The organism is Capnocytophaga stomatis (assembly GCF_002302635.1).
In the GTDB taxonomy this organism is placed as follows: domain Bacteria; phylum Bacteroidota; class Bacteroidia; order Flavobacteriales; family Flavobacteriaceae; genus Capnocytophaga; species Capnocytophaga stomatis.
The window spans coordinates 1,108,374-1,122,433 of sequence record NZ_CP022387.1; the positions used below are offsets into that span (position 1 = coordinate 1,108,374).

At 34.1% G+C, this 14,060-nt stretch carries 13 protein-coding genes; 11 read left to right on the forward strand and 2 right to left on the reverse strand.

Annotation, left to right across the window (positions count from 1 at the left end):
- The first annotated feature begins 39 nt into the window (after positions 1–39).
- From CGC58_RS04855 to CGC58_RS04905, 11 genes are all read left to right on the forward strand, one after another.
- The gene (locus CGC58_RS04855) at positions 40–1,194 is read left to right on the forward strand and encodes a glycosyltransferase family 4 protein (protein ID WP_095895479.1); all 1,155 of its coding nucleotides are present in this window, start codon (positions 40–42) and stop codon (positions 1,192–1,194) included.
- 35 nt (positions 1,195–1,229) lie between these two features.
- Positions 1,230–2,225, forward strand: coding sequence for a glycosyltransferase (locus tag CGC58_RS04860; RefSeq protein WP_095895481.1), 996 nt, complete (start codon positions 1,230–1,232; stop codon positions 2,223–2,225).
- Between the two features lie 33 nt (positions 2,226–2,258).
- Positions 2,259–3,224: an ATP-grasp domain-containing protein gene (locus tag CGC58_RS04865; RefSeq protein WP_095895483.1), complete on the forward strand. Its 966-nt coding sequence runs from the start codon at positions 2,259–2,261 to the stop codon at positions 3,222–3,224.
- Positions 3,214–3,861: an HAD family hydrolase gene (locus CGC58_RS04870; protein WP_095895485.1), complete on the forward strand. Its 648-nt coding sequence runs from the start codon at positions 3,214–3,216 to the stop codon at positions 3,859–3,861. The genes CGC58_RS04865 and CGC58_RS04870 overlap by 11 nt, the downstream gene beginning before the upstream one ends.
- Before the next feature lie 131 nt (positions 3,862–3,992).
- Positions 3,993–5,285 carry a phenylacetate--CoA ligase family protein gene (locus CGC58_RS04875; RefSeq protein ID WP_095895486.1) on the forward strand — a complete coding sequence of 431 codons (1,293 nt, stop codon included), beginning with the start codon at positions 3,993–3,995 and terminating at the stop codon, positions 5,283–5,285.
- Between the two features lie 17 nt (positions 5,286–5,302).
- Entirely contained in the window at positions 5,303–5,926 is a 624-nt protein-coding gene (locus CGC58_RS04880; RefSeq protein WP_095895488.1) for a sugar transferase, read from the forward strand.
- Between the two features lie 11 nt (positions 5,927–5,937).
- The gene (locus CGC58_RS04885) at positions 5,938–6,951 is read left to right on the forward strand and encodes an ATP-grasp domain-containing protein (RefSeq protein ID WP_095895490.1); all 1,014 of its coding nucleotides are present in this window, start codon (positions 5,938–5,940) and stop codon (positions 6,949–6,951) included.
- Between the two features lie 312 nt (positions 6,952–7,263).
- Positions 7,264–8,388, forward strand: a complete 1,125-nt coding sequence (locus tag CGC58_RS04890) for a DegT/DnrJ/EryC1/StrS family aminotransferase (RefSeq protein ID WP_111970135.1) — start codon at positions 7,264–7,266, stop codon at positions 8,386–8,388.
- Positions 8,389–8,473: 85 nt separating this feature from the next.
- Positions 8,474–10,405, forward strand: a complete 1,932-nt coding sequence (locus CGC58_RS04895; RefSeq protein ID WP_095895492.1) for a polysaccharide biosynthesis protein — start codon at positions 8,474–8,476, stop codon at positions 10,403–10,405.
- 63 nt (positions 10,406–10,468) lie between these two features.
- Positions 10,469–11,074 carry a sugar transferase gene (locus CGC58_RS04900; protein WP_095897120.1) on the forward strand — a complete coding sequence of 202 codons (606 nt, stop codon included), beginning with the start codon at positions 10,469–10,471 and terminating at the stop codon, positions 11,072–11,074.
- A gap of 28 nt (positions 11,075–11,102) precedes the next feature.
- Positions 11,103–12,089 carry an ATP-grasp domain-containing protein gene (locus CGC58_RS04905; protein ID WP_095895493.1) on the forward strand — a complete coding sequence of 329 codons (987 nt, stop codon included), beginning with the start codon at positions 11,103–11,105 and terminating at the stop codon, positions 12,087–12,089.
- An 83-nt stretch (positions 12,090–12,172) separates the two neighbouring features.
- Here the strand turns inward: CGC58_RS04905 and CGC58_RS04910 are convergent, their stop codons facing one another.
- Positions 12,173–12,886 carry a 3'-5' exonuclease gene (locus CGC58_RS04910; protein ID WP_095895495.1) on the reverse strand — a complete coding sequence of 238 codons (714 nt, stop codon included), beginning with the start codon at positions 12,884–12,886 and terminating at the stop codon, positions 12,173–12,175.
- Positions 12,886–14,043: a serine hydrolase domain-containing protein gene (locus CGC58_RS04915; protein WP_095897121.1), complete on the reverse strand. Its 1,158-nt coding sequence runs from the start codon at positions 14,041–14,043 to the stop codon at positions 12,886–12,888. The genes CGC58_RS04910 and CGC58_RS04915 overlap by 1 nt, the downstream gene beginning before the upstream one ends.
- Between the last annotated feature and the right edge of the window lie 17 nt (positions 14,044–14,060).

Consider the following 14,060-nt stretch of genomic DNA (forward strand, 5'->3'; position numbering starts at 1 on the left):
TGCAAAAAATATCATTGTCCCACTAATTACTTTTGTAAAATGATTAAGCTATTCCGTACATCAACAATAGCAGCTTCTTTAGATACTTTACTAAAGGGGCAGCTTCGTTTTCTAAATCAGTATTTTGAGGTTACTGCCATATCAGGATACGATGAACGGCTCGAAAAAGTGCAACAACGAGAGGGAGTGAAGACACATCCTATTGAAATGCAGAGAAGCATCTCTCCTATTAGAGATTTTGTCTCTTTGGTAAAGTTGTATTTATATTTCAAAAAAGAAAAACCTGAAATTGTGCATTCTATAACTCCAAAAGCTGGACTGCTTACAATGTTAGCAGGAAAGTTAGCTGGTGTACCTATTAGAATACACACTTTTACAGGTCTAATTTTTCCTTCAAAAACTGGAATGATGCAAAAATTGCTAATTTCAATGGACAGGCTCTTGTGTTGGTCAGCCACCCACGTTTATCCTGAAGGAAATGGCGTAAAAAACGATCTGATAAATTATAAAATAACTTCCAAACCATTGAAAGTAATAGCAAATGGCAATGTCAATGGAATTGACTTAGTTTTTTTTTCCAAAGACCAAGTTTCACAAGAGGATAAGGAGAAACTAAGGCAAAAATTAAATATAGCCCATAATGATTTCATCTTTATATTTGTTGGGAGATTAGTAGGAGATAAAGGAATTAACGAACTTGTAAAAGCTTTCAAAAATCTTAAAGTAAGTAATTTAAAACTTTTGTTGGTAGGACCAATGGAGGAAAAACTAGACCCTTTAAAGCCTGAGAGCATTATAGAAATAGAGAAAAATAAAGACATCATTTACGTTGGCTTCCAAAAGGATGTTCGTCCTTTTTTTGCTATTTCAGATGCATTGGTGTTTCCAAGTTATCGAGAGGGATTTCCAAATGTAGTGATACAAGCTGGTGCTATGGAGTTACCAAGTATAGTTTCAAATATTAATGGTTGTAACGAAATAATCATTGAAGGAGAAAACGGCATTATTATTCCCGCAAAAGACACAGAGGAGTTAGAGAAAAAAATGAAACTTCTCTTCACAGATAAGGATTTCTATAATAAATTAAAACAAAATAGTCGAAGAATGATTACAGAACGTTATGAGCAATCAGTAGTTTGGAAAGCTATTTTGGAAGAATATAAAAAATTGACAGTCCTTCATAATATGGAATAAATTTTATTGTTATTTACCCACATATAAAACTACTTATGCAACTTTCTATTATAATACCTATATATAATACTGAAAAATATCTCGAAGGATGCGTAAAAAGCCTTTTTGATCAACAACTCCCTCACGACAGTTTTGAGATAATTCTTGTTAACGATGGCTCAACCGACAATAGCTTATCAATTTGTAATCAACTAGCAAAAAAACATCAAAACATTAGAGTTTTCAATCAGCAAAATCAAGGTCAAAGCGTTGCCCGAAATGTCGGATTGGGGTATGCGGTTGGGAAATATGTATATTTTATTGACTCTGATGACTTTTTAAACTCAGGGTATTTAAATCACCTTCTAAATATTCTTGAAGAGGAAGGGCTTGATTTTTTGGGATTTCAACTTTATAGCACTTCACAATCATATAATCCTACAAGCAAAATAGAACCTCTAAAGAAAGAGGTTGAAGGAAATGGTTTGTACATTATTGGTAAACATAGTTATTATAATGGTTCCTGCTGGTTTATCTTTGAACGTGCCATTGCTAACAATCTTTTTTTCGAAGACGGACGCCTTTGTGAAGATGTCATTTTCACAACTCAATTACTTTTGAGAGTAAAAAAAGGAAGAATTTATGATAACCCTATTTATGGCTATTTTACAAATAATGAATCAACAATTAAGACCAAAAATCCAGAGCGATCAAAAAAGATAAATGATGATATGTTTTATGTTGCTCAACGATTTAGCGAAATCATAGAACAAACTAACTTCAACGGGAATATGAAAGCCTTTTCTCGGCTAAAATCAAGGCAGGAATCGTACACGTACTTTGCTATTGTCCGTTTTCTTAGAAGTAAAAGGAAATTTTCTGAACTGGAAAAATTTTTGTCAGATTTAGAAGAATGCAAATATCCGGCATATCCGATTACCAACTTCAAAGGATATAACAGAAGAGATAAATTGTTAATCAAATGTTTCAACAATAAATTCTTCTTGCAAACTTTCATAAAGTTCAATAGGCTTTTAAACATTTTTAAATAGTACAAAAACACATCTATTAATTCAAAGTTTACAATGCACATACTCATAACTTCCGCTGGACAGCGGGTTTCTTTGGTTAAATTTTTTCAAAAAGAGATAAAGCATCTAAACCCTGAAAATAAAGTTTATACGGTAGATTTAAACCCAAGCTTAGCTCCTGCTTGCATAATTTCAGACGGTTACAAAAAAGTTTGTAGCGTAACCGCTCCCAATTATATTGAAAATCTGTTAAATATTTGCCAATTATGGAATATAAAATTGATAATCCCAACAATTGACACTGAGCTTTTAACCCTTGCCAAGCACAAACAACTGTTCTTAGACAATGGTATAACACCCATAATTTCATCATTGGATTTCATAGAAAAATGCAGAGATAAAAGAAAAATCAATCAATTTTTTATCAGCAACAACATTGAAATTCCAAGAACTATTGATAAAGAAAACCCTAAATTTCCTTTGTTTATAAAACCTTATGATGGTTCAGCAAGTAAAGGATCTATATTGATAAACGATGCGTCGGAACTTAAAAAATATCATTTAAATAACCCCAAATTGATGTTCTTGGAGTACATTGATAAATCTCAATATGAAGAATTTACTGTTGATACATATTATGACAAACACAACACGTTAAAGTGTTTAGTTCCTCGTAAAAGAATTTTTGTACGTGCTGGAGAAGTAAATAAGGGGGTTACAAGAAAAAATGAACTTGTAGATTTTATCAAAACTCGCCTAAACAAAATAGAAGGAGCTGTGGGTTGCCTCACGATGCAATTCTTCTTCAATCCTGATACTAAACGAGTTGTCGGAATCGAAATTAACCCACGATTCGGGGGAGGTTACCCGCTCAGTTACTTGGCTGGTGCCAATTTTCCCAAATTCATTATTGATGAATATATTCTAAATAAAGAAATTCAACCTTTCGATAATTGGGAAGATAATTTATTGATGCTTCGTTATGATAATGAGGTTTTAGTGCACGACTATGAGGAATAAATACATCATTTTTGATTTAGACGACACACTGATTTACGAAATAGATTTTTTAAAATCAGCATATAAAGAGATTGCCCGTTTTGCTTGTAATTCTGAAGATTGCGAATCCCTTTACGATAAAATACTTGACATTTATCATCAAGGAGAAGATGCCTTTTCATTTCTGGTGAATAAATTTCCGCATCTTACCAAGGAAAAGTTGTTGGAAATGTATAGAAATCATTTTCCAAATTTAAAATTAAACGATGGTGCCGAAATCATCTTTAATTTCTGTAAATCAAAAAATTACAAGATAGGACTCATAACTGATGGTCGTTCTGTAACTCAGCGAAATAAGCTAAAATCATTGGATATTGAGAATATTTTCGACAAAATTATCATTTCAGAGGAATTTGGGTCTTCCAAGCCTGATGAAAGAAATTTTACCATTTTTCAGGAAGAAGGAATCGACGAGTATTTTTATATCGCGGACAATCCCAAAAAAGATTTTATAATTCCAAATAAATTAAATTGGACATCCATATGCTTACTTGACAAAGGCTGGAATATACATCCACAAAATTTCAATCTCGAAAAAGATCTTCTTCCAAGACACAAAGTTGATGATTTGACAAACATAATTGACATAATAATGTGAAAAATATCATAAAATCGATGTTAATACCCCCCAATATTAAATAATTTTATATCTTTGCGAGAAACCTAAACAGAAGAAATTCACCAACTAAAACGACTTTTTAAGAGGAACTCTGCACATACTTAACTACTATGAAAAACATTCGATATTGCCTCTATTGGGGGATAGATTATCTGACAGGAGGAAGCAAAAGAAAACACTATAGCGAGATTGCAAAAATTTATAATCAGGAAGGAGATTACGAAGCAATCAAAACCAAAAGGCTGAATGAGATTTTAAATTATGCTTGCAAAAAAACATCTTTTTATAAAAGTTTTGACCCTAGTAATCTCAAAAGTTTTCCAATAATAAGCAAAAAAGATGTTAACGAAAATTATGATAGTTTTTTCTCCGAGGATTATGTTGACAAAAAGGATTCTCTTCGGGTGATGACAACCAGTGGTTCCACGGGAATTACTTTTAGAATATATCAAAATCCCGAAAAGGTTTTGAGGAACAAAATGGACATATTGTTCTTCTACCATATTGCTAATTACGATATAGGAGACAGAATGTACTCCTTGCGAATATGGACGAATATCAATCGTAAAAATTGGTTTTCGTCATTCAAGGAAAATTTCAGAATGTACGACACTTCCAGCCTAAGCAAAGAAGGCATCCTTTCTCTTGAAAAAATAATGAAGCAAGACAAAGATATTAAAGTGTTATCTGGTTATGCTTCTTCTTTTGCGGAGCTGGTAAATAATATGGACGAAAAAAGCCGTTCAGAAGCTAATAAATGGAAAGTAAAATCCATAATATCAATGGCTGAAGAATTGCTTTTACACACAAAAAGGGAGTTGATTGATATTTTCAAATGTCCTGTAGTCTCTCGCTACTCTAACCAAGAAATGGGGATGTTCGCTCAACAACCTGCTACTGGGGAAGATTATTTCTTAACCAATGAAGCGAGTTATAATTTTGAATTTCTGAAATTAGACAGTGATGAAGAAGCACAGGAAGATGAACTTGCCCGCATTGTAATCACGGATTTATTCAACAAAGCCGTCCCTTTGATTCGCTACGAAACCGGAGATTTGTGTACTTTCGGGGTAAAAAACAACAGAAAATACATCAAAACAATACAAGGAAGAGCCAATGACCTCTTAAAAAACAACAACGGAGGATTATTACCGCCTTATGTCATAATATATGTTCTATGGCATTTTAAAAATATCACTCAATTTCAACTAATACAAGAAAACTTGCATCTGGTACATCTGAGATTGGTGCATAAATTTGAAAACAAATATGAAACTTTCAAAAAAATTGAAAATATGCTACTTGATGTTTTTGGAAATCAAACAACTATAAAAATAGAAGAAGTAGATGAAATTCCTGTAGAAAAAACAGGAAAAAGAAAGTTCATAATTTCAAAAGTTTGACAAAATAAAATTGCATTATGTACAAAAATTATATAAAACGTTTAATTGATTTTCTTGCGGCATTATTTGGGCTGATTATTTTATCTCCAATATTTATAATAGTTATGGTTGGCTTATTCTTTGCCAATCAAGGTAAACCTTTCTTCTTCCAAAAGAGACCAGGTTTAAACAATCGAATATTTGAGATTGTCAAATTCAAAACAATGAATGACAGAAAAGACCAAAACGGAAAATTACTTCCTGATGCCGACAGACTTACAAAAATAGGTGCTTTTGTAAGAAAAACATCTTTAGATGAAATACCTCAGTTGATTAACGTTTTAAAAGGAGATATGTCTCTGATTGGTCCAAGACCCCTATTAGTAAAATATTTACCTTATTATACAGAAAGAGAAAGATTAAGACACACTGTAAGACCTGGTATTACGGGACTTGCACAAGTGAACGGGAGAAACAATGTTAGTTGGGATGACAAGTTGGAAATGGATGTGAAATATGTTGAAGAAATTTCTTTCGTCAATGACTTGAAAATACTACTAAAAACAATAGAAAATGTTGTTTCTCAAAAAGATATAATCGTAGCCAGTTGCGAAAGTAATGATTTGGATATTTTGAGGAACAGCCAAAATAACAACACTTAAAACGCAATGATATGAATATTCTTTTCACTTGTGCAGGACGAAGAAACTACCTCATTAACTACTTCAAAGAGGCTCTACAAGGTATGGGAAAAGTATTTGCTACCGACAAGCAACTGAACGCTCCCGCATTGGTTGATGCTGATGTGGCGATTCAGGTTCCAGGCATATATGATAAAAATTACATCCCAACAATAATCAATATTGTAAAAAAGCACAGCATTAAAGCCATCATCTCCTTAAACGACTTGGAGCTACCTATTCTCTCCGTAAAAAAACAAGAGATAGAGAAATTTGGAGCGAAAGTACTTGTATCTAATGAAAATGTAATTGGGATTTCCTTTGACAAATGGGAAACAGTAAAATTTCTAAATAGTATCGGACTAAAATCTCCAAAAACTTTTGTATCTTTAATCGAAGCAAAGAAAGCTATTCAGACTGGAGAACTAAAGTTCCCTTTGGTATTAAAGCCTCGTTGGGGAAGTGCCTCAGTTAGTATTGACTTTATTGAATCTGTTGAAGAATTAGATTTGGTTTACAGGCTGCAAATGATTCGTATGAAACGAAGTATTCTTGCAGAAGTAATTAGCGAAAAATGTCTTAGCAGTGCAATTATTATTCAAGAAAAAATATTAGGAACAGAGTATGGAATGGATATCTTGAACGATTTTCAAGGAAACTACGTAGACACATTCGTTCGTGAAAAATTGTCTATGAGAGCTGGCGAAACAGATAAAGCCATTTCTGTAATAGATGAAAAATTTAATCGTATTGGGAAAATCATAGGAGAAAATCTCAAGCACATAGGGAATTTAGATTGTGATGTTTTTGAAAGCAATGGAGAATTATATATTTTGGAACTGAACCCACGCTTCGGGGGAGGTTATCCTTTCTCACACGAAGCAGGGATTAATACAGCTGCTATTTATATCGAATGGCTAAAAGGAAAGAATGACATTTCGCAATTTTGCAATTATAAAGAAGGTATAATGTTTTCTAAATGCGACAGACTGTTAAAAATTAATTAAATACAGTGACGACATACAGGCAAAGTAACAAAAGCGCTATTTATAGATTTTTGTCATTTTTCTTTAGAAACAATGAGAATTATAAGTATAAAAAACAAGTACTTTTTAATATAATCTAAATTTGTGGGTTGTTACAAAATATCAAATAAAACTGTGAACACAAAAAACCCCTTGAGGTTACACAAAGAAATGTTAAATATATAAAAGAATACAGTTTTATATTTACCTTTGCACCCCGAAAATCAGTCTTTCATCAAGATATTAATTTAAAATATTTATTTTTGAGTATTTCAAACCATTAAATAAGAAAAAATGAATTCAAAAGTATGGTTATCTTCCCCTCATATGGGAGGAGGTGAGCTTAAGTATATCCACGAAGCATTCGATCAAAATTGGGTTGCCCCGCTTGGTCCTAACGTGAATGGATTTGAAGAGGATTTGGAAAAATATTTAGGACAAAATGTAAAAGTAGCTGCATTATCTGCCGGAACTGCTGCTTTGCATTTGGCTTTGGTTGCTCTCGGCGTAAAATCGGGAGATGAAGTTATTTGCCAGAGCTTTACATTTTCAGCCTCAGCAAATCCCATTGTTTATCAAGGAGCTACACCAATTTTCGTTGACAGTGAACCACAAACTTGGAATATCTGTCCACAGGCATTGGAAGACGCAATAAAAGACCGCATATCAAAAGGAAAAAAGCCAAAAGCCATCATTGTTGTGCATCTTTACGGAATGCCTGCAAAAATGGACGAAATACTTCAAATAGCAAACCGCTACGAAATACCCGTAGTTGAAGATGCTGCCGAGGCTTTAGGAAGTACATTCAAAGGGCAAAAATGTGGCACTTTCGGAGAGATGTCGATACTTAGTTTTAATGGCAATAAAATCATAACTACCTCAGGAGGAGGAGCTTTAGTTTGTAAAAAAGCTGAGCAGAAAGAAAAAGTTGTGTTCCTTTCAACTCAAGCGAGGGACAACGCACCTCATTATCAACACTCTCACATTGGATACAATTACCGAATGAGTAACATAACAGCGGGAATTGGTCGTGGGCAAATGGAAGTGCTTGATGAAAGAATCACTCAAAGACGTCAAAATCACTTCTTTTATCAAGAATTATTCAAAAATTTTGACGGAATAACTCTGTTTACGGAACCGAATTCTGACTTCTTCTCAAATCATTGGCTTTCTGCTATCACGATTGACAGCAAAAAAACAGGTTTTGACAGAGAAGACTTGCGATTAAAGTTCCTCGAAGATAATATCGAAACTCGCCCTCTTTGGAAACCTATGCACTTGCAACCTGTGTTTGCTAATGCTCCTTATTATGGAGGAAATGTTTCTGAAACTTTATTTGATAAAGGGCTTTGTCTTCCTTCTGGTTCTAATATGACAGATGAAGATAGAGAGCGAATCGTAAAAATTTTCTCTAAATAATTACAAAAACATAAATATTTACTACTTAACTTAATTGTCGAACTTTCACACAAGTATTTCTTGTGTAGCAAAATAACGATTGATAATGAACAAAAGAACATACAATGAGCGTAATACCATTGATTTATCAACCCTCAGATATCTACCCAGATGGATTGTTCTGATTATTGACATCTGTTTGTCTATTTTTTCTTTGTTCGTATCTTTTTACCTTTTAAATGGATTAGAAGTAAAAGATAGTGACAACCTACTCCTTTATCAAAAATATATTTTAATCATTGGAGTAAATATCATTTTTATGCTGGTGTTTCGTACCTATTCTGGTATTATTCGCCATTCTACATTTACCGATTTAATTAAAATCCTATTAGCTAACATATGTACAATATTCGTGCTTTGGCTCTTTAACATAGCTAACATTATTGCTGTGGGAGACAAGCTGTTGCTAAACATTCCTCTAATACTTTATTTTGCAATTTCATTCGTATTGATGTCTTTTTTCCGATTGTTCGTTAAAGAAATTTTCGAGCAATTGAAAGAATTCCGAAGAAGTGCATTAAAAAAACGTATTCTTATCTTAGGAATTGATGAAGAATCCATATCAATGGCAAAAGCAATTATGGGGAACCCGAAACTACCTTATGATGTTGCCGGTTTCTTAACTCAAAGAACCGACTCCAACCACGCTGTACTTTTAGGAAAAACTATCTACAGTAAAGATAAACTTATGAAATATCGTAAGGAATATCTTGGCATACACGGGGTGCTTATCAATAAAAACAACTTTTCTAAGGAAGAATTAAACCAATGGGTAAACTTCTTCTTGGAGAGAGGATTGGTGATTCTTAAAACTCCGTCGTTGCAAAAGCTACGTCCCGATGAAAACATCAAAATCCACCAAGTTCAAATTGAGGACTTACTCAACAGAAAGCCTATTGTAATCCAAAACGATGAGGTTAAGAAACGTCACTTCCAGAAGAATGTATTGGTTACAGGAGGTGCTGGTTCTATCGGAAGTGAAATTGTTCGCCAAGTAGCTTCATTTAATCCGTCATTGATTGTGGTTTTAGACCAAGCTGAGACGCCACTGTATGATATTGAGCTTGAGATGAGAGAGAAGTTCCCTAACACTAATTTTAAATTCGTTTTGGCGGATATTTCCAACAGAGAGCGAATAGAGAGTGTGTTTATGGAGCATAACTTCTCTATGGTTTACCACGCTGCTGCCTACAAACACGTACCTTTGATAGAAGAAAACCCACACGAGGCTATTTTGGTGAACATCCAAGGAAGTAAAAACTTAGCATTACTTTCCAGCAAGTACAAGATAAACCGATTTGTTATGGTTTCCACAGACAAGGCTGTAAACCCAACAAACGTTATGGGAGCTTCAAAACGAGCTGCGGAGCTTTTTGTACAAGCACTTCAAAATAAAGAAGGTAACACAACCAAATTCATTACAACGCGTTTCGGAAACGTGTTAGGTTCTAACGGTTCTGTGATTCCTCACTTCAGAAAGCAGATTGAAAAAGGAGGTCCTGTTACCATTACACACCCTGACATTGTTCGCTACTTTATGACTATTCCTGAGGCTTGCGAACTGGTTCTTCAAGCAGGAACGATGGGTAAAGGAGGAGAAATCTTTGTGTTTGATATGGGAGAACCTGTCAAAATCTTAAACTTGGCTACCCGAATGATTAAACTATCTGGATATGAGCCAAATGTAGATATAAAAATTGTTTACACAGGTTTAAGACCAGGTGAGAAACTTTATGAAGAACTTCTGAGCGACGATACAAGAACGCTTCCTACTCACCACGAAAAGATAATGGTTTCGAAAGACCCGACAATGGCTTTTGAAGAAATTGATGCTTTATCAAATAAAATCAGTGCAGCTGCCAAATTAGGTGATAAAATTGAAGTGGTTCGTATTCTGAAAGAAATCGTTAAAGAATTCAAGAGTAATAACTCAATCTTTGAGATTTTGGATAGACAAACACAACAAAAAGTTGATTAATAACATAATAACTCTCTTAAAAAATCATTTAGCTTTTTTATAGATAAAAAAGGAAAAACTATGATATATAAGAATTACATAAAACCGACTATTGATTTCACTGTAGCTTTAGTTGTTTTTTTACTCCTAAGTCCTATTTTCGTTATTGTTATGGTTGGATTATTTTTTTCCAATCAAGGCAAACCGTTTTTCTTCCAGCTTAGACCAGGCAAAGATGAAAGGATCTTCAAAATTGTTAAATTTAAAACAATGAATGACAAAAAGGATGAAAATGGAGAACTTCTACCTGATAGCGAGAGAATGACACCGATAGGCTCTTTTATAAGAAAAACCTCTTTGGATGAAATACCGCAGTTATTAAATGTGATAAAAGGAGATATGTCTCTAGTCGGACCTCGCCCTTTACTACCTAAATATCTACCTCTATACAACGAGGAACAGAGACGTCGCCATGAGGTAAAACCAGGAATAACTGGATGGGCACAAGTAAATGGTAGAAATGCAATCTCTTGGACTAAAAAGTTTGAGTTTGACACTTGGTACGTAGACAACGTCAGTTTTTTTCTGGATTTAAAGATTGTTCTATTGACAGTAAAGAAGGTTTTTATACGTGAAGGAATCTCCCAAGAAGGTGAGGCTACGGTTGATGCTTTTAATGGAAAAAATTAGGAATTAACAAAAATAAATTAGTAATAATATGAATATTTTACTTTGCAGTGTAGGGCGAAGAGCTCGCCTTCTACAAGACTTAAAAAAAACATTAGAAGGCAGAGGCAAACTAGTCGCAACAGATAATAGCAACACAGCTCCTGCTCTCTATTTTGCAGACAAAAATTATGTGGTACCAAAAATCACAGATTCTGACTATCTAGATGTTATTTTAGATATTTGTAAGAGAGAAAATATACAGGCTATAACTACCTTCATTGACCCAGAAATTGAGATTTTATCAAAAAATAGAGAATTGTTTCTAAGTAATGGGGTATTACCTTTATGTCCATCAGCTAAAACCGCATTTCTGTGCTTTGATAAATATGAAATGTTCAAATATCTGAAGGAAAAAAATATTAACACTGTCTTAACTTACGACAGCTTAGAAGACTTCAAAGAAGCATTGAAAAAAGAAAACATAAATTTTCCTGTTTTCATCAAACCAAAATGCGGAAGTGGAAGTGTTGGTGCTACAAAAATTGAGAATATTGAAGAATTAGAGACTGTGATTGCTGAAAATTCTCATGACTACATCATCCAAGAATTTATGGATGGAGAAGACTTGGATGCTGATGTTTATATTGATTGTATCACCAATAAGCCTGTTAGTATTTTTTCAAAAAGAAAAATTGAGACGAGAATTGGTGGAGCAAGTAAAACAATTTCTTTCAAGGATGAAAAACTATTCTCTTTTATAAGAAAGGTGTTAAAAGAGTTTGAGTTCTTTGGACCAATTGATATGGATTTCTTTTACAAAAATGGAGAGTATTATTTATCTGAAATTAATCCAAGATTTGGAGGAGCCTATCTTCACGCTCATGGAGCTGGTATTAATTTCGTAAAGTTGATAGAAAACAACCTCCTGAACAAGGCTAATGAAGAAAAGATAGGAGACTATGATGAGGATATAATTATGATGATGTATGATGATGTGGTCATTAAAAGAAAATCTGATTTAGCACGTGAATTTTAGTGAATTTACAATTAAAAATTTAATATCTTTTGATAACAACCGCTGAATATAACATTTGGCGGTTGTTATGTAAATGGCTTATATCAAACAAACAAAATTTCATCTTCTGTTAATAATTCCTCTCCTCGAAAACGCAGAAAAACCTGAGCGACAGTTACTGTATCCTTCTCACAATATGTAACAATTCGGTCTATGTCCTTTTCCTTGTAAAAAACATCCCGAACTTGGCTTCCGTCAATATCATCCTTGGGCGAAGGAATGCCTAAAACGTGCGTTAATAATTTCAGCGATGTAAAATGCTTATAATCACCAAATTTCCACATTTCCAAAGTATCCAAATGCGGAACTTCCCAAGGTTTTTTTCCAAATAATTGCAACTTTTGAGGAATGCGTATATTATTGATTATCATACGTCTCGTAATATATGGAAAGTCAAACTCCTTGCCATTATGAGCACAAAGCAATTTGCTGGGGCGAGAAAAATGCTGGTCTATAAGTTGAGAAAATTCCTTTAAAATCTTTATTTCATCGCCAAAAAAGGAAGTAACCCTAAAGGTACGTTGGTCATTCCGAAAAGAAAAATAACCTACTGAAATACAAACTATTCTCCCGAATTCAGCCCAAATTCCGGCACGTTCGTAAAATTCTTCGGCAGTAAAATCATCTTTCCGTTGATACTTTGTTTTTTCTTCCCACAATTCTTGTTCAATTTGTGAAAGTTCCTCATAATCCTCAAAAAGGGGAACTGTTTCAATATCCAGAAAAAGAATATCTTCTAAATTGATTTTATTGAGCATTATTTTTGTAACATTTTATAAGTTTCGTCAATATATCCGTAGATATCCTCAGTAAAAGGGTCTCCTCCCTCCTCTTCTACTCCCTTCAAATGCCCAAGCCTGACAATCATAATGTTATCTTTAGGCTGAACGATAACGTACTGTCCCAAATGTCCTCGCATCATAAAAAAGTTTTTGCCATTACGAGTTAAAAGCCACATTCCGTACCCATATTCAGGACTTTCGGGAAATCGCGGTTGAATTGATTTTGCCACAAAAGCAGAATCCAAAATCTGCTGTCCGTTCCATTTTCCGTAATTGTGGTAGAGCTTGCCAAGCCGAGCAAAATCACGAGCGTTAGAAGCTATACAACAATAAGCCTTTTCCATTCCACTCTCATCGCTATCAACCTGCCAAAGAGCATCACTCTCCGCACCTAACGGCTTCCAAAGCGATTCCGACAAGTAATCGGAAAGTGTTTTTTTTGTGGCTTTTTCAATTATCATCGCCAGCAATTGCGTATTTCCGCTTTGATATACATATTTTTTTCCTGGCTCTTCAACAATTTTCATCCGTTGCATAACTTCCCGTAAATCCGTGTCAAAATAAGCCTGTGTGGTGATTGAAAACGGACTGTAATATGACTCATCCCAATCCGAACCTGATGCCATTGAAGCTAAATCGCCCACAGTGAGTTTTGATGCCAATCCTTCGGAAAATTCGGGAAGGAATTCCGCCACTGGCTGGTCTAAACTTTTAATATATCCATCAAGAATCGCCTTTCCGAGCAAAGCAGAAACATACGACTTCGCCATAGAGAATGAATTACTTTTCGATTTTTCAGAATATCCATCGAAATACTGTTCGTGCCAAATGCTATCATTTTTAAAGATAAGAAATGCCACAGACTCATACTTTTTATGCAAATTTTCTAAATCTTTCGTAGCTTCTGTCTTATTGTAATCCTTGTGTAACGCCCAAGGTTGTGATTCTGCTCCTTTACTGACAGTTCTGTTGTCAAACTTCTCATAATCAGACAAAAAAGCCGTTTTATGTCCCGAACCATAGATAATACGTACAGCCTTAAGAACGTATCCGTATCCGCTTGCGTACATTCCTCCAACGACCAATAATAACGCTACAATCAGCCCTATAAAAAATTTCTTTACGTATTTCATAACTTTTTCGATTAAAA